At 71.6% G+C, this 16,118-nt stretch carries 17 protein-coding genes; all 17 read right to left on the reverse strand.

What is annotated here, in order from left to right; genetic code table 11:
- The coding region (locus tag Q4A22_RS07930) for an amidohydrolase family protein (protein WP_303178354.1) at positions 1-411 on the reverse strand (411 nt) is incomplete at its 3' end.
- Positions 412-420: 9 nt separating this feature from the next.
- Entirely contained in the window at positions 421-1,404 is a 984-nt protein-coding gene (locus tag Q4A22_RS07935) for an aspartate carbamoyltransferase catalytic subunit (RefSeq protein WP_303178355.1), read from the reverse strand.
- The gene (pyrR, locus tag Q4A22_RS07940; protein ID WP_303178357.1) at positions 1,401-2,063 is read right to left on the reverse strand and encodes a bifunctional pyr operon transcriptional regulator/uracil phosphoribosyltransferase PyrR; all 663 of its coding nucleotides are present in this window, start codon (positions 2,061-2,063) and stop codon (positions 1,401-1,403) included. Before pyrR ends, Q4A22_RS07935 begins: the two co-directional genes overlap by 4 nt.
- A 111-nt stretch (positions 2,064-2,174) precedes the next feature.
- A complete protein-coding gene (gene nusB / locus Q4A22_RS07945; protein WP_303178359.1) occupies positions 2,175-2,591 on the reverse strand; it encodes a transcription antitermination factor NusB in 417 nt (138 codons plus the stop codon).
- Positions 2,588-3,151 carry an elongation factor P gene (gene efp, locus Q4A22_RS07950; protein ID WP_303178361.1) on the reverse strand — a complete coding sequence of 188 codons (564 nt, stop codon included), beginning with the start codon at positions 3,149-3,151 and terminating at the stop codon, positions 2,588-2,590. The genes nusB and efp overlap by 4 nt, the downstream gene beginning before the upstream one ends.
- Before the next feature lie 126 nt (positions 3,152-3,277).
- Positions 3,278-4,363, reverse strand: a complete 1,086-nt coding sequence (gene aroB / locus Q4A22_RS07955) for a 3-dehydroquinate synthase (protein WP_303178363.1) — start codon at positions 4,361-4,363, stop codon at positions 3,278-3,280.
- A complete protein-coding gene (locus Q4A22_RS07960) occupies positions 4,360-4,917 on the reverse strand; it encodes a shikimate kinase (RefSeq protein ID WP_303178365.1) in 558 nt (185 codons plus the stop codon). Before Q4A22_RS07960 ends, aroB begins: the two co-directional genes overlap by 4 nt.
- Positions 4,914-6,164: a chorismate synthase gene (aroC, locus tag Q4A22_RS07965; protein WP_303178367.1), complete on the reverse strand. Its 1,251-nt coding sequence runs from the start codon at positions 6,162-6,164 to the stop codon at positions 4,914-4,916. Before aroC ends, Q4A22_RS07960 begins: the two co-directional genes overlap by 4 nt.
- A 209-nt stretch (positions 6,165-6,373) precedes the next feature.
- The gene (locus tag Q4A22_RS07970) at positions 6,374-7,330 is read right to left on the reverse strand and encodes a shikimate dehydrogenase (protein ID WP_303178369.1); all 957 of its coding nucleotides are present in this window, start codon (positions 7,328-7,330) and stop codon (positions 6,374-6,376) included.
- A 1-nt stretch (position 7,331) separates the two neighbouring features.
- Entirely contained in the window at positions 7,332-8,543 is a 1,212-nt protein-coding gene (mltG, locus tag Q4A22_RS07975; RefSeq protein ID WP_303178371.1) for an endolytic transglycosylase MltG, read from the reverse strand.
- 81 nt (positions 8,544-8,624) lie between these two features.
- On the reverse strand, positions 8,625-9,116 hold the full coding sequence (gene ruvX / locus Q4A22_RS07980) for a Holliday junction resolvase RuvX (RefSeq protein ID WP_303178374.1): 492 nt from the start codon (positions 9,114-9,116) through the stop codon (positions 8,625-8,627).
- Positions 9,116-11,800, reverse strand: coding sequence for an alanine--tRNA ligase (alaS, locus tag Q4A22_RS07985; RefSeq protein WP_303178376.1), 2,685 nt, complete (start codon positions 11,798-11,800; stop codon positions 9,116-9,118). Before alaS ends, ruvX begins: the two co-directional genes overlap by 1 nt.
- Entirely contained in the window at positions 11,800-12,258 is a 459-nt protein-coding gene (locus tag Q4A22_RS07990) for a hypothetical protein (protein WP_303178378.1), read from the reverse strand. Before Q4A22_RS07990 ends, alaS begins: the two co-directional genes overlap by 1 nt.
- Positions 12,259-12,267: 9 nt before the next feature.
- Positions 12,268-12,702: a DUF948 domain-containing protein gene (locus Q4A22_RS07995; RefSeq protein WP_303178380.1), complete on the reverse strand. Its 435-nt coding sequence runs from the start codon at positions 12,700-12,702 to the stop codon at positions 12,268-12,270.
- 209 nt (positions 12,703-12,911) lie between these two features.
- Positions 12,912-13,550: a 30S ribosomal protein S4 gene (gene rpsD / locus Q4A22_RS08000; protein WP_303178381.1), complete on the reverse strand. Its 639-nt coding sequence runs from the start codon at positions 13,548-13,550 to the stop codon at positions 12,912-12,914.
- A gap of 223 nt (positions 13,551-13,773) precedes the next feature.
- Positions 13,774-15,294, reverse strand: coding sequence for a glycerol kinase GlpK (gene glpK / locus Q4A22_RS08005; RefSeq protein WP_303178383.1), 1,521 nt, complete (start codon positions 15,292-15,294; stop codon positions 13,774-13,776).
- A gap of 52 nt (positions 15,295-15,346) precedes the next feature.
- A complete protein-coding gene (locus tag Q4A22_RS08010; RefSeq protein WP_303178385.1) occupies positions 15,347-16,096 on the reverse strand; it encodes an MIP/aquaporin family protein in 750 nt (249 codons plus the stop codon).
- Positions 16,097-16,118 lie beyond the last annotated feature (22 nt).

Raw genomic sequence — 16,118 nt, forward strand, 5'->3', positions numbered from 1 at the left:
GATCTCGGCCAGCTGCTCGCCCGCCAGCCCAACGGTGACCGCGCCCACGGGGTGGACGTCCGCCCATCCGGCGTCACGGCCCAGCTGCCACACCTGCTCCACCACGCCCGCGGTGTCCGCCACGGGGTCGGAGTTGGCCATGGCGAACACGGCGGTGTAGCCGCCCCTGGCCGCCGCGCGGGTGCCGGTCTCCACGGTCTCGGCGTCCTCGCGGCCGGGTTCGCGCAGGTGGGTGTGCATGTCCACCAGCCCGGGCAGGGCGATCAGACCGGAGGCGTCCAGGACCTCCGCGTCCTCGGGCACGTCCAGGGACCCCGGCGCGCCCACGGCGGTGATGCTCCCGTCCGTGACGAGCAGGTCCGCGGGCTCACCGCCCTCGGGGCGGGCGTTGCCGATCAGGTAGCAGCTCATGTCGGGACCTCAGCTCTCGTTCGGGTACGGGGTGCTCTCGTCGCCGGAGAGCAGGCGGAACAGCACGGCCATCCGCACGGACACGCCGTTGGCCACCTGCTCCAGCACGGTGGAGCGCGGGGAGTCCGCGGCCTCGGAGGAGATCTCCAGCCCGCGGTTCATGGGACCGGGGTGCATGAAGACCGTGGGCGCCCCCGCAGCCTCCAGGCGCTGCACCCGCTGGGCGGTGAGACCCCACCCGCGCGTGTACTCCGCCTCGCTGGGGAAGAACGCGGCGTTCATGCGCTCACGCTGCAGCCGCAGCATCATCACGGCGTCCGGGGCCTGCGCCAGCGCCTCGTCGAGGTCGTAGCCGATCTCGCACGGCCAGGCCTCGGTGGCCACCGGGAGCAGGGTGGGCGGGGCCACGAGCGTGACGCGCGCGCCCAGGGTGGTCAGCAGCCACACGTTGGAGCGGGCCACCCGCGAGTGCAGCACGTCCCCCACGATCACCACGTGCATGCCCTCCAGGTCCATGCCGGTGCTCGCGGTTCCCGTGGCGCGCGAGCGCACCCGGCGCAAGGTCATGGCGTCCAGCAGGGCCTGGGTGGGGTGCTCGTGCTTGCCGTCCCCGGCGTTGACCACGGCGGCGTCGATCCAGCCGGAGTCCGCGAGCTGCTGCGGGGCGCCCGAGGACGCGTGGCGGATCACCACGGCGTCCGCGCTCATGGCCATCAGGGTCTGGGCGGTGTCCTTCAGGGACTCCCCCTTGGACACCGAGGAGCCCTTCGCGGAGAAGTTGATCACGTCCGCGCTCAGCCGCTTGGCCGCCGTCTCGAAGGAGATCCGGGTGCGCGTGGAGTCCTCGAAGAAGAGGTTCACCACGGTGCGCCCGCGCAGGGCGGGCAGCTTCTTCACGGAGCGGGAGGAGACCTCGGCCATCTGGTCCGCGGTGTCCAGGATCTGCACGGCGTCCGCGTAGGCGAGGTCCCGGGTGGTGAGCAGGTGTCTCATGCGCGGGAGCCTCCTTCGCCCCGGCGGGGTGCGCGGGCGACGTCGGGATCGGTGGCCACCGGCGCGTCGATGACCACGCAGTCCTCGTGGCCCGGCGCGCGCGGCTCGGGATCGGTCTCGCGCAGCAGCACGCGCACCTTCTCCTGCGACGAGGTGGGCAGGTTCTTGCCCACGTGGTCCGCGCGGATGGGCAGCTCGCGGTGGCCGCGGTCCACCAGCACCGCCAGGCGCACCACGGCGGGGCGCCCCACGTCCACGAGCGCGTCCAGGGCCGCGCGGATGGTGCGCCCCGAGAACAGGACGTCGTCCACGAGCACCACGGTGCGCCCGTCGATCCCGGACTCCGGCAGCACCGTGGGCTGGGGGGTGCGGGCAGGGTGGCGGCGCAGGTCGTCGCGGTACATGGTGATGTCCAGTTGGCCGGTGGCCGCGGCGGCGTGGAAATCGGGGTCGATCTGCTCGAGCCGGGCGGCCAGGCGCTGGGCGAGCGGGAATCCCCTGCGGGCGATGCCCAGCAGGACGAGACCGTGGGAGCCCTTGTTGGACTCCAGGATCTCGTGGGCGATCCGGGACAGGGCCCGGTCGATGTCGGGTGTCGAGAGGATCACCCGGGAGGTGGTTCCCCCGGGGGTCGTCTCGGCGTGTGCGGGCACGCTCACGTGCCGCCTCCTTCCCCGCCTCACGGGACGGACTTAAAGGGTGCGATCGGTTCTCGAAGCTACCACACGCAAAACCCCGGCCCGTGGGGTGCACGAACCGGGGCGGGTCACTCAGTCGTCCAGCAGACTCGGCTTGACCTTCTGCAGCCGACCGAGCAGACCGTTGACGAAGCGCGGGGAGTCGTCGGTGGACAGCTGCCGGGTCACGGCCACCGCCTCGGCCACGGCCACCCCGTCCGGGATCTCGTCGTTGTAGAGCAGCTCCCACGCGCCCACGCGCAGCGCGTTGCGGTCCACCGCAGGCATCCGGTTCAGCGCCCAGCCCTGGGAGTAGGTCTCCAGGAACTCGTCGATGTCCTGCCGCCGGGAGTCCACACCCTCGATGATGTCCACCGTGTACGGCGCCACGGGCGAGGACGAGTTCTCCCGCCGGCGCACCAGGGCGTCGCGGACGGCCTCGTTGCGCTGCTCGGCCTCGAAGAGGATCTCCACGGCGCGGATGCGCGCCTTGCTCCGTGCGCCGCTCACTCGTTGACGCGTCCCAGGTAGTCACCGGTGCGGGTGTCCACCTTGACCTTGGTGCCCTGCTCCAGGAACAGGGGGACCTGGATCTGGTAGCCGGTCTCCACCGTGGCGGGCTTGGTGCCACCCGTGGAGCGGTCGCCCTGCAGGCCGGGCTCGGTGTAGGTGATCTCCAGCACCACCGATGGCGGCATCTCGATGTACAGCGGCGCACCCTCGTACAGGGCCACGGTCACGTTCTGGTTCTCGAGCATGAAGTTCGCGGCGTCCCCCACCACGACACCCGGGACCGTGATCTGGTCGTAGGTGGAGTTGTCCATGAAGACGTAGTCGTCGCCGTCCTGGTACAGGTACTGGTACTCGCTGCGGTCCACCGTGGCGGTCTCGATCTTCGCACCGGCATTGAACGTCTTGTCCACCACCTTGCCGCTGGTCACGTTGCGCAGCTTGGTGCGCACGAACGCGCCGCCCTTTCCGGGCTTGACGTGCTGGAACTCGATGGTCTGCCACAGGTTGCCATCGAGCTTGATGATGGTGCCGTTCTTGATGTCGTTGCTGGTTGCCACGGTGTCACTTTCTCGTCGGGAACGTCGCCGCACTGGGTCCGGCTCGTGGAGCCGCACCAGTCTACCGCGCCCCGCGGGCCCGCCACGGAGCGGCCGCGGGCCCGGGGTGCACGGGACGCGTGCGTGTCAGTCGGCGATCTCCTGGTAGCACGCGAAGAGGATGGCCGGGTCCGGGACCTCCATGATGCGGGGGGCCGCCACACGGTCCAGGACCACGAAGCGCAGCAGGCTGCCGCGGGTCTTCTTGTCCCGCTTCATGACCTCCAGCAGCCGGGGCCACTGGTCCGCCCGGTACGTCACCGGCAGCCCCAGGGAGGTGAGGATCTCGCGGTGCTCGCCCACGACGTCGTCCGCGAGCGTTCCCGCCGCACGGGAGAGCTCCGCGGCGAAGACCATTCCCACGGACACCGCCGCTCCGTGGCGCCACTGGTAGCGCTCGTTGTGCTCGATCGCGTGGCCCAGCGTGTGGCCGTAGTTGAGGTACTCGCGCCGTCCGGACTCCTTGAGGTCCGAGGAGACCACCTCCGCCTTGACCCGCACGCCGCGCTCGATGAGCTCGCGCACCACCGGGGACTGGGAGTCCCGCACCTGCGCGGGGTTCTCCCGGATCAGGTCCAGGATCACGGGATCGGCGATGAACCCGCACTTGACCACCTCGGCCATGCCGGTGAGCAGCTCGTTCTCCGGCAGGGTGGCCAGTGAGTCCAGGTCGCACACCACGGCGGCCGGCGGGTGGAAGGAGCCCACCAGGTTCTTGCCCTCGGCGGTGTTGATCCCGGTCTTCCCGCCCACGGCGGCGTCCACCATGCCCAGCAGGGTGGTGGGGAGGTGCACCACGCGCACCCCGCGCAGCCAGGTGGCGGCCACGAACCCGGCGAGGTCCGAGACCGCGCCGCCGCCCACCGAGACCACGGCGTCCGAGCGCGTGAAGTCCGACTGGCCCATGATCTGCCAGCAGAAGGCCGCGACCTCCACGCGCTTGCCCTCCTCGGCGTCGGGAATCTCGGCCACGTAGCTCTGGATGCCGGCGGCGCGCAGGTCCTCCTGGACCACGTCCCCGGTGGCGCGCAGCGCGCGGGGGTGGATGATGAGCACCTTCTTCACGCGCTCGCCCAGCAGCTCGGGGACCCGGCCGAGCAGGCCGTGGCCCACCAGGACGTCGTACCGGTTCTCGGGGGTGGCCCCCCGGACGGGGATCACGGTCTCGCTCATGCGGGGCGGTCCTTTCCCTGCGCCGGGGCGGGTTCGCCCAGGGCGGTGTAGAGGTCTCGGGCCAGCTGCGCCACGGTGCGCGGGGCGCGGCCGTCCAGGGTGATGGTGGCCAGGCGCTCGAAGGTCTCCCGGCGCTCGGCCATGATCTGCGACCACCGGGCCTCGGGGTCCGGCTGCAGCATGGGTCGGGTGGTGTTGCCCCGGATGCGCGGCCGCACGGTGTCCAGGTCCACGTGCACGTAGGCGACGGTGCGCCCCGCGAGCAGCGGCTGCACGAGCGGGGACATGGGGGCACCACCGCCCAGGGAGATGACGGCGTGGGCGTTGCGGGGATCGTCGAGCAGCTCGGCCACGACCTCCGCCTCGATCCGGCGGAACTCCGCCTCCCCGCGGGTTCGGAACAGTGCGGGGATGGGACCGTGGCGGGAGGCGATCACCGCGTCCGTGTCCACGTGCTCCAGCCCGTAGCGGGAGGCCATGTGCTGCGCCACCCGTGACTTGCCGGCCGCCATGGGACCGATCAGCACCACGGGCAGCGGGGCGCCGGCCGTCACGAGTGGTCCCCGCGCACCTCGTCCAGTGCGGCCAGCGCGGCGGGGTCCGCGAGTTCGGCGGAGGTCCGCAGCGCCTCGGGGATCGCGGCGAGGTAGGAGTCCCGGTTGCGCACGAGCTCGGCCACGGAGTCGCCGCCGAACTTCTCGAGCGCGGCCTCGGCGAGCACGAGCGCCACCATGGCCTCGGCCACCACGCCGGCGGCCGGTACCGCGCACACGTCCGAGCGCTGGTGGTGGGCTCGGGCGGGCTCGCCCGTGGCCACGTCCACGGTGTGCAGCGAGCGCGGCACGGTGGCGATGGGCTTCATGGCCGCGCGCACGCGCAGCAGGTCACCGGTGGACATCCCGCCCTCGATGCCGCCCGCGCGGTTGGACACCCGGTGCACCGCGCCGTCGGACCGCAGGGTCTCGTCGTGGGCCTGGGAGCCCGGACGCGCGGCGGTGCGGAACCCGTCCCCCACCTCCACGCCCTTGATGGCCTGGATGCCCATCAGCGCCCCGGCGAGCCGGGAGTCCAGGCGCCGGTCCCAGTGGACGTAGGAGCCCAGCCCCGGGGGCATGCCCTGGACGAGCACCTCCACGACGCCGCCCAGGGTCTCCCCCGCCTTGTGGGCCTCGTCCACCGCGGCCACCATCGCCGCGGAGGTCGCGGGGTCGAAGCAGCGCAGCGGGTCCGCGTCCAGGGCGGCGACGTCCTCCGGCCCGGGCAGTGCGGCGCGGTCCGGGACCACGACCTCCGCGATCGCGGTGGTGTGGGACACCAGGCGCACACCGATCGCCGCCAGGATCTGCGCGGCCACCACGCCCAGGGCCACGCGCGTGGCGGTCTCGCGGGCGGAGGCCCGCTCGAGCACGGGGCGCGCCTCGTCGAAGCCGTACTTCTGCATGCCGGTGAGGTCCGCGTGCCCGGGGCGGGGTCGGGTCAGCGGCGCGTTGCGGGCGCGGCCCTCGAGAGCCTCGGGGGCCACGGGGTCGGAGCTCATCACGTCCTGCCACTTGGGCCACTCCGTGTTGGCGATCTCGATGGCCACGGGTCCGCCCTGCGTGCGGCCGTGGCGCACACCGCCCAGCAGGCGCACCCGGTCCTGCTCGAACTTCATGCGCGCACCGCGCCCGTAGCCCAGGCGTCGGCGGGCCAGCGCGTCCCGGACCATGTCCGTGGTCAGTTCCACACCGGCGGGAACGCCCTCGATGATCCCCACCAGCGCCTCGCCGTGGGACTCCCCGGCCGTGAGCCAACGCAACATGCACTTCTCCCGTTCTCTGCGGGGATCTCACCGATCCCGCGTGGTCTCTGTCCGCTCGGTCCTGCTCGGCTCGGCCCCGCCTCGACGACGCCGCCCGGTCCGCTCCGGTGCCGCCCGTGCCGGTGCGGCGTGTCCACCTCGACGCGCCTTCGTCGGCGCATCCCGTGGCCGCGCCTCGGCGGAGACGTTCCCGGGTGCGTCGCGTCCGCTCAGCCGGCAAGGCGCGTGGTCTGCGCCCGCCGCACCCGTTCGGGGATGCGCCGCTCGGGCCGCTGCACGGCCCGGCACATGGCCGCGGTCACGGCGTCCTCGTGGGGCACCGGGGTCCGCGGCTCACCCCGGATGAACCACCGCACCTGGTCCACCGCCTGGAAGACCAGCATATCGACACCGGGAACCACCGCTCCCCCGGCCGCCCGCCACGCGCCCGCCAGCGCTGACGGCCACGGGTCGTAGGCCACGTCCAGCAGCACACCGGTCACCGTGGGCGCACGGCGCTCCCACTCGTGCGCGAGCTCGTCCGCCCCGTGGGGCGGGAGGGTGCAGACCACCACGTCAGCAGCCTGCAGAGCGGCCGGCGCCTCGTCCCAGCCCCGTACTCGGACCCGCGCGCCCAGTGCCGCGGCGGCGTCGTGCAGGGAGCGGGCGCGGTGCGGGGAGCGGACCACGGCGTCCACCCGGGAGGCTCCCAGTCCGTGCAGGGCGGCGAGAGCAGCGGTGGCGGTGGCGCCACCGCCCAGGACGACGGCGGTCGGGTCCGCCGGGATCTCCCCCGCCGCCGCGAGCGCCGACATGATGCCCATGACGTCGGTGTTGTCCGCGGCCAGGGAGCCGTCCGGGCGCACGGTGAGCGTGTTGGCCACCCCGAGGGCACGCACGAGGGGTGTCCGGTACTGGGCGTCCCGCGCGGCCAGGGCCTTCAGCGGCATGGTCACGGAGAACCCGGACCAGCCGCCGTCCCGGCGCGCCCCGGCGAGGAAGCCGTCCCAGTCGTGCTCGGGCACGTCCCGGCGGACGTACTCGGCGGGACGGCCCAGCTGCCGGTACGCGGCCGCGTGCAGCACCGGGGACAGCGAGTGCGCCACCGGGTGGCCCAGCACCGCCGCCCGCAGCGGGGCCGAGGCCCCCGGCGCCGGAGCCAGGGGGAACGGGCTCAGCGGCCCCACCTCAGGAGCACTTGCCCTTGTTCTCCGAGCACCACTGCTGGTACTGCTCCACGTACTTCTGGTGCTCCGCGTACGTCTTGGCGAACTTGGTCTCACCCGTGTCCAGGTTCACCGTGACCCAGTAGTAGTAGTCGTTCTTCTCGGGCTTGGCGGCCGCGGCGATGGCGTCGTCACTGGGCGAGCCGATGGGTCCCACGGGCAGCCCGGGGTTCGCGTACGTGTTGTACGGGTTGGACTTGTCCCGCTTCTCCTCGTCCGTGAGCTCCACGGTCTTGGTCCCCAGCCCGTAGGTCACGGAGGCGTCGGACTGGATGTAGCCGCTGGTCTCCCCGTCCGGGTTGTTCATGCGGTTCTCGATGGCCCCGGCCACCGAGGGGTAGTTGGCGGGCGTGCCCTCGAACTCCACGATGGAGCCCACGGTCAGCACCTCGAACCACCTGTCCTCGGCGACGTCGTTCTTCTTCAGGGCGTCCTTGGTGCGGTCCACCATCTCCTGGAGCACCTGCTCGGCGGTGGCGTCCAGCGGGAAGCGGTACTCCCCCGGGTGCAGCCAGCCCTCGAGGTTCGGGAACCTGTCCGGGACCCCGAACTTCGCCTTCTCCGTGGACAGGGCCTCGAACTCCGACTTCTTGATGCCCGTGGCCTGGCTGAGCGCGGTGAAGGTGTCGTCGATGCGCTGGGTCTTGGGGATCGCCGCGTAGTGGGTGGCCTCGCCCTTGTCCATCAACGTGTTGATCACGTTCTCGGAGCTCATCTTGGTCTTGAGCTGGTACTCCCCGGGCTGGATGAAGTCCTCCGGATAGCGCTTCTGGAACTGCGTGACGAAGTAGCTGGCGTTGGCCACGATGTCCTGGGACTGCAGGTCCTGGGCGATCTGGCCCGTGGTGCTGCCGTCGGAGACCGAGAACGTCACGTCCCGGTCGCCGGAGCCGTGGTAGTCCTTGCGCTCGAAGAGCCCCAGCGCGGACCCCAGCACCGCCACCACCACGATCAGCGCGGCGGTGAACAGGGCCACCGCGGTGGCCAGGGAGGCGCGGGAGCGCATCTTCCGGCGCCGACGCTGCTCCGGGGTCACGTCGTGGTGCTCGAAGGATCCCGCCAGAGCGGAGTGCGATCCCCCGTCCGGGGCGTGCGAGGACGCGGGCACGTCACCGGTGGACCGATGCTGCCGATCTGCGTCATCGGTGCCGTTGTCTCGCGGCTCGTCGCTCACGAATTCTCCTCGTCCGCCGTTCTGGTGGTCTGCGGGAACCCCTCGGGGGGCCCTCCGGGGGTCTGGGGCAAAGCCCCGGGATCAGCCGACCACCGGTTCTCCCGGCTCCAGGCCGGTGCGTGCGCCCTGCTCCACCGCGGTCTGCAGGAACGTCACCGCGGCGGCCTGGTCCACCCTGTCCATGTGGTGCCGTCGGGAGACACCCGAGTCCAGCAGCGACTGGTGTGCAGTCACCGTGGACAGCCGCTCGTCCACCAGGCGCACCGCTGTGGTGCACCCCCGTGAGCCTAGCCGACGCCGCAGGCTCGCGGCGTAATCCCGCGCCATCCGTGTGGACTCGTTCTCACCGCCGTCGAGGCTGTACGGCAGGCCCACGTAGACCGTGCGGACCCCCCGCTCCTCGCAGAGCCTGGTGATGATCTTCACATCGAACGCCTTGCGGGCGTCGCGGTCCCTGGTGAGCGTCTGGTCCGGCGTGGCCAGCACGGCCCGCGGGTCGGTCAGGGCGATGCCCACCCTGACCCGACCCACGTCCACACCCATGCGCACGCCGGGCTCGAACCGCTCGGGCATCAGACCGCCGCGGCGATCTGACGCCGGACGGCCTCCAGTGCCTCCGGGATCCTCGCGGGATCGGAGCCACCGCCCTGCGCGACGTCGGGCTTGCCGCCGCCACCGCCACCCAGGGTGCTCGCGACGGTGCGCACGAGCTGGCCCGCGGCGATTCCGGCGTCCCGGGCGGCGTCGTTGACGGCCACCACCACGAGGGGACGGCCGTTGGCCACACCGGCCACGACCGCCACGGCGGCCTCGGTGCCCAGGCGCGAGCGCAGGTCCAGGGCCAGGGTGCGCAGGGCGTCCGCCGAGTCGATCTCGCCGGCGTCGTGCAGCACGGCCGTGACCGCGCCCACGCGCTCGGCGCTGCCCGCGAGCTGACCCGCCTGCGCCTGCAGCTGCTGCTGCCGCAGCCCGGCGAGCTGGCGCTCGGTCTCCCGCAGCTTGTCCAGGGTGGCCGCCAGCCGCTCCGGCAGCTCGGCGCTCGACTGCACCTTGAGCATGCCCGTGAGCTGGTTGACCAGGGTGCGCTCGGCGGCCAGGTGGTTGAACGAGTTCAGCCCCACGAGGGCCTCCACGCGGCGGTTGCCCGAGCCCACGGACTGCTCCGAGACCAGGGACAGCGAGCCCAGCTGGGAGGTGGAGCCCACGTGGGTGCCACCGCACAGCTCGCGGGACCACGGGCCGTTCATCTCGACCACGCGGACCTCGTTGCCGTACTTCTCCCCGAACAGGGACATGGCGCCGAGCTTCTTGGCCTCGGCCAGCGGCATCTCGCGGGTGACCACCTCGAAGTCGTCGCGGATCGCGGTGTTCGCGATCTGCTCGATCTCCTGCAGCTGCGACGGCGTGACGGCCTCCCCGTGGGAGAAGTCGAAGCGCAGGTATCCCTCCTTGTTGAAGGAGCCGCGCTGGACGGCGTCGGGCCCCAGGACGTCGTGCAGCGCCGCGTGCACCACGTGCGTGCCGGAGTGGGCGGCTTCGCCGTCGTGGCGGCGGCGGGAGTCCACCCGCGCGGTGACCTCGTCCCCCACGACCACCTGGCCGGCGGCCACCGTGACCTTGTGCACGGACAGACCCTTGACGGGCTGCTGGACGTCCTCGACCGTGAGACGCAGACCGGCATCGGACTCGATGACGCCCACGTCCGCGGCCTGGCCACCCGCCTCGGCGTAGAACGGGGTGCGCTCCAGGACCACCTCCACGTGCTCGCCCTCGCTCGCCGCGGGCACGGAGACACCGCCGGCGAGGACCGCGCGCACGGTGGTGGGGGTCACGAGCTCGGTGTAGCCGGTGAACTCGCTGCCGTGGTCGTCGAGCATGCGGCGCAGCTCCGAGAGGTCCGCCATGGCGCCCTTCTTGGCGCGGGCGTCCTCCTGGGCACGGTGGCGCTGCTCGGCCATCAGCTCGCGGAACGCGGTCTCGTCCACCGAGACCCCGGCCTCGCCGGCCATCTCCAGGGTCAGGTCGATGGGGAAGCCGAAGGTGTCGTGCAGGGCGAAGGCGTCGGCGCCGCTCAGGGGGCGCTTCTGGCCCTTGGCCACCTCCACGGCGTGCTCCAGGCGCGTGGTGCCGGACTCCACGGTCTTCAGGAACGCCCGCTCCTCGGCGTAGGCGATCCGGGAGATGCGCTCGAAGTCCTCCGCGACCACCGGGTAGACGCCCTTCATGGCGTCCCGGGACTCCGGCAGCAGCACGGGCAGGCAGGGGTCCGTCACGCCCAGCAGGCGCATGGCACGAACGGCCCGGCGCAGCAGCCGGCGCAGGATGTAGCCACGGCCCTCGTTGCCGGGGGTCACACCGTCGGCGATGAGCATCAGCGAGGAGCGCACGTGGTCCGCGACCACGCGCATCCGGACGTCGTCCTCGTAGCCCTCCTCACCGGCGCGCTCCGCGCCGTGGTACCGGCGGCCCGAGAGCTTCGCCGCGGCGTCCAGCACGGGCCGGACCTGGTCCGTCTCGTAGAAGTTCTCCACGCCCTGCAGCAGCATGGCCAGGCGCTCCACGCCCAGACCGGTGTCGATGTTCTTGCGCGGCAGGTCTCCGAGGATCTCGTAGTCCTTGCCGTTGCCCTCGCCGCGCTGGTACTGCATGAACACGAGGTTCCAGATCTCGATGTAGCGGTCGTCGTCCACCGCCGGACCGCCGTCCTTGCCGTAGCGCGGACCGCGGTCGTAGAAGATCTCGGAGTCCGGCCCGGCCGGGCCCGGCTGCCCCGTGTCCCAGTAGTTCTCGTCCCGGCCCATCCGCTGGATGCGCTCGGCGGGAACGCCCACGGTGTCGTGCCACAGGTCGTAGGACTCCTGGTCCCCCTCGTACACGGTGACCCACAGCCGCTCGGGGTCCAGCCCGAAGCCGCCCTGGTCGAGGGGGCTAGTGAGCAGCTCCCACGCCATGGGGATCGCCCGGGACTTGAAGTAGTCGCCGAAGGAGAAGTTCCCCGCCATCTGGAAGAACGTGCCGTGGCGGGCGGTCTTGCCCACCTCGTCGATGTCCAGCGTGCGGATGCACTTCTGCACGGACGTGGCCCGGCTGTACGGGGGCGTCTCCTGTCCCAGGAAGTAGGGGATGAACGGCACCATGCCCGCGATGGTGAACATGGCTCCGGGCTGCTGGGAAACCAGTGAGGCCGAGGGCACCACGTGGTGGCCCTTGCCTTCGAAGTAGCTCAGCCAGCGCTGGGTGATCTCATGAGAGAGCATTACCGTTCGTTTCCTTCCGAGGGGACGTGGTCCACGACCGTGCCCCGGGGGTCCTCCGGGGCGGACGTGCTCTGGTGCGGCGTGACGGAGCGCCACGGGGCGCCCGCCGGGGGCACGGCGGCGTCGTGCGCGGTGGGGTGGGCTGCGCCCGGGTGGTTCGCGGTGTGGTCCACCGGCGTGCGCACCCCGAACTGCTCGCGCAGCTGCGCCTCGCGCTCGTCCATCCCGGCGCGCACGCGCGCGGCGAACTCCCCGAAGCGGCGGGCCGTGGTGCGCAGCAGCTCGACGCCGCCCGAGACGGGCCTGCGCTCGACGTCGCCGGGCGCGGTGCGCGCCACCGCGGTGCCGGTCTGGAGGCGGCGCCCGAGGGCCTCACGGGCGGCGGGGTCGGAGGCCACGCGCGTGGCCGCTCCCCCCACGATCGCGCCCGCGGCGAGCAGGGCGAGTCTGGACCACATTCCCATTGTTCAGCTCCGGGGGTCGGCGGTGTCGGGGGACGGTGCGTCCGCGGGGTCCGTGGTCCCCGGTTGCGGGGCGGCAGCACCCGGCGCCGCCGCCTGCTGGGGCGAGAACGCGCGGCGCAACCCGTGGGAGAAGGACGCCACCTTGATCAGGGGCTGACCCACCGTGGAGGCCACCAGCGAGGAGAGCGCCGAGACGTTCGCGGAGGCGTCCGAGACGTTGGAGGTGATCCCGTCCACCTTCTCCAGCTGCGTGTTGGTGGTGCTCACGGTGCGCGTGACCTCGTCGATCAGCGGCGTGGTGCCGTCGTTGACGGAGCGGATGGTCAGGCGCAGCTCGTCGAACACGCGCCCCAGCTTCACGATCGGCAGGGCCAGCAGGCCCACGAGGACCGCGAACACCAGCACCGCGAGCAGACCGGCGACATCTCCACCGTCCATGGGTGACCACCACTTCCGTCCGTGCATCGTCATCGGGTCGGAGCCAAGACGCCCGACCGATCCGCAACTCTACCCAACAAAACCGGGCGCGGGCGCACCCGGTCCCCGTGCCCCGGGCGCCGTGCGGGCCCGGGAACGCGGACAGCCCGCGGATTCCTCCGCGGGCTGTCCTGCGGCCGCCCGGGTGGGGCGGCCTGGTGCTCGGACGGTCAGGCCATCCGGGCGTAGTACTCGACCACGAGCTGCTCCTCGCAGGTCACGGGGACCTCGGAGCGCTCGGGCTTGCGCGTGAGCGTGGCCTGCAGCCGGTCGATCTTCACGTCCAGGTACGGCGGGGTGTTCGGCAGAACATCCTGGTTCGCACCGGTCGCGGCGATCTGGAAGGGGACCATCTTCTCGGAGCGCGGGTGCACGTGGACCATCTGGCCCGGGCGCACGCGGTACGAGGGACGGTCCACGCGCTGGCCGTCCACCATGATGTGGCGGTGGACCACGGCCTGGCGGGCCGCGGCCATGGTGCGCACGAAGCCTGCACGCAGGACCAGGGCGTCGAGACGGGTCTCGAGCAGAGCGATGAGGTTCTCACCGGTCTGGCCCTCCACGCGCTTGGCCTCCACGTAGGCGCGGTGCATCTGCTTCTCGCGGATGTTGTACTGCGCACGCAGACGCTGCTTCTCGGTCAGACGCACCTTGTAGTCGGAGTCCTGCTTCCGGCGGGCACGGCCGTGCTCACCGGGGGCGTACGGACGACGCTCGAAGTACTTCTCGGCCTTCGGCGTCAGGGCGATGCCGAGGGCACGGGACTTGCGCACCTGGCGGCGCGCACGAGAGCTGTTGTTCTGGGACAAGACTTGCCTTTCCTGCGGTTCGACGGCGCCCGGGGACGTCCCCGGGTTCCGTTCTGTGTGGTACTGGCCTCCGGCGTGTGGACATCGGTTCCCACGGGAGAGGTGCGGATCAGCCGCAATCCGACGGACCTAGCGTCGTGCTGCGCGCCTGGGACCGCAGGGGTGCCGCGGTCCCGGGCGCGTGATGGCACGACGTGCCAGCCAGCCGTCAACTATAGCCGACTCAGTTGACGTCCTCGTCCACCCAGTCCAGGGACTTGGTCACGGCCTTGCCCCAGTTGCGGAACAGCCGGTCCTGCTCGTGGCGGTCCCCCTGCGGGTCCCACCGCTTGTCCTCGGCCCAGTTGCCGCTGATCTCCTCCAGGTCGGACCAGAAGCCCACAGCGAGTCCCGCGGCGTAGGCGGCGCCCAGGGCGGTGGTCTCGGTGATCTTCGGACGGATCACCGGCACGTCCAGCTGGTCCGCCTGGAACTGCATCAGGAGCTCGTTGGCCGTCATCCCGCCGTCCACGCGCAGCTCGGTGAGGTCCTGCTTGGAGTCCCTGTTCATGGCCTCCACGACCTCCCGGGACTGGTAGGCGGTGGCCTCCAGCACGGCACGGGCGATGTGCTCCTTGCGCACGTAGCGGGTCAGCCCCACCAGAGCACCGCGGGCGTCGGGGCGCCAGTGCGGGGCGAACAGCCCCGAGAACGCCGGCACGAAGTACGCGCCGCCGTTGTCCTCCACCGCGCGGGCGAGGGGCTCGATCTCCTTGGCGTCCCGGATCAGCCCCAGGTTGTCCCGCACCCACTGCACGAGCGAGCCCGTGACGGCGATGGAACCCTCCAGGGCGTAGACGGGCTTCTCCCCCTCGATCTGGTAGCAGACCGTGGTGATCAGACCGTGCTCGGAGCGCACCGGCGTCTCACCCACGTTCATCAGCAGGAAGCTGCCCGTGCCGTAGGTGTTCTTGCCCATGCCGGGCTCGAAGCACGTCTGGCCGAACATGGCGGCCTGCTGGTCGCCCAGGATTCCCGCGACCGGCACCTGCTTGAGGAAGCCGCGGGCGCGGCCCTTGCCGTAGACCTCGGAGCTGCATCGGATCTCCGGCAGCATGGCCAGGGGGATGCCCAGCGTGTCGCAGAGCTCCTCGTTCCAGTCCAGGGTGTCGATGTTCATCAGCAGGGTGCGGGAGGCGTTGGTCACGTCCGTGACGTGAACACCCTCGCCAGGGCCGCCGGTGAGGTTCCACACGAGCCAGCTGTCCGTGGTGCCGAAGAGCAGGTCCCCGGCCTCGGCCCGCTCGCGCGCACCCTCCACGTTGTCCAGGATCCACTTGACCTTGGGACCAGCGAAGTAGCTCGCCAGCGGCAGGCCGGTGAGCTTGCGGAAGTGCTCCTCGCCGCCGTTCTCGGCGAGCTGGTCCACGATCTCCTGGGTGCGGGTGTCCTGCCACACGATGGCGTTGTACACCGGCTCGCCCGTGTTCTTGTCCCACACCACCGTGGTCTCGCGCTGGTTGGTGATGCCCACCGCGGCCACGTTCTCGCGGGTCAGCTCGCCCTCGGCGAGGGCGTCCGCCACGCAGCGGCGGGTGTTGCGCCAGATCTCCAGGGCGTCGTGCTCCACCCACCCCGCGCGCGGGAAGATCTGCTCGTGCTCGTACTGGCCCACGCTCACGATCGTGCCGGCGTGGTCGAACACGATGGCGCGGGTGCTCGTGGTGCCCTGGTCGATGGCCATCACGTACTGGGGTTCGGACATGGGTGACTCCTTCGTCAAAAGTGCTGCTGGGGCTCCGAGGTGTGGGGTGGGGCTAGCCGATCACGGCCGCGGCCACACCGGCCAGCGCGCCGCCCACGAGCGGCCCGAGAACCGGGACCCACGCGTAGGACCAGTTGCTGCTGAGCTTGCCGGGGATCGGCAGCAGCGCGTGGACGATGCGCGGGCTGAGGTCGCGCGCCGGGTTGATGGCGTAGCCGGTGGGCCCGCCCAGGCTCATGCCGATCGCCACCACGAGCACGGCCACGGCCAGCGGGCCCAGCTCGCTCGGGGTCTCGCCGAACATGAGGATCACGTAGACGAGCACGAAGGTGGCGATGGCCTCGGTCATGAAGTTCCAGCCGTAGCTGCGGATCTCCGGGCCCGTGGAGAACACGTCGATGGTGGGCACACCCTCACGCCCGGCCTCGTCGAAGTGCTTCTTGTAGGCGAGCCAGCACACGAGCGCACCCACGAGGCCGCCCACGAACTGCGCCACCAGGTAGACGACCGTGCTCGCGAAGCTCACGGCCACCCCTGGGGAGTACTCCGTGTTGCCCGCGGCGAGCATGCCCACGGTCACCGCGGGGTTCAGGTGGGCGCCCGAGGCGTGCGCCACGTAGACACCGGCGAAGACGGCGAAGCCCCAGCCGAAGCTGATGAGCAGCCAGTCCGCCCCGTTGCCCTTGGTCCGCGGCAGCACCACGTTGGCCACCACGCCGCAGCCCAGCAGCACCAGCACCGCGGTGCCGAAGGCCTCCGACATGAAAACGGTGGACAGCGCCACCTCGGTCACTTCATTCACTGCACCCTCCAGGGTGTTCCGA

The organism is Kocuria sp., assembly GCF_030530945.1.
GTDB lineage: Bacteria > Actinomycetota > Actinomycetes > Actinomycetales > Micrococcaceae > Kocuria.

What these genes read in the sequence shown, in the direction of transcription:
- Q4A22_RS07935 (WP_303178355.1), bottom strand. Translation starts at nt 1,404, where the DNA reads ATGAGACACCTGCTCACCACCCGGGACCTCGCCTACGCGGACGCCGTG.
- aroB (WP_303178363.1), bottom strand. Translation starts at nt 4,363, where the DNA reads ATGAGCGAGACCGTGATCCCCGTCCGGGGGGCCACCCCCGAGAACCGG.
- aroC (WP_303178367.1), bottom strand. Translation starts at nt 6,164, where the DNA reads ATGTTGCGTTGGCTCACGGCCGGGGAGTCCCACGGCGAGGCGCTGGTG.
- ruvX (WP_303178374.1), bottom strand. Translation starts at nt 9,116, where the DNA reads ATGCCCGAGCGGTTCGAGCCCGGCGTGCGCATGGGTGTGGACGTGGGT.
- alaS (WP_303178376.1), bottom strand. Translation starts at nt 11,800, where the DNA reads ATGCTCTCTCATGAGATCACCCAGCGCTGGCTGAGCTACTTCGAAGGC.
- Q4A22_RS07990 (WP_303178378.1), bottom strand. Translation starts at nt 12,258, where the DNA reads ATGTGGTCCAGACTCGCCCTGCTCGCCGCGGGCGCGATCGTGGGGGGA.
- Q4A22_RS07995 (WP_303178380.1), bottom strand. Translation starts at nt 12,702, where the DNA reads ATGGACGGTGGAGATGTCGCCGGTCTGCTCGCGGTGCTGGTGTTCGCG.
- glpK (WP_303178383.1), bottom strand. Translation starts at nt 15,294, where the DNA reads ATGTCCGAACCCCAGTACGTGATGGCCATCGACCAGGGCACCACGAGC.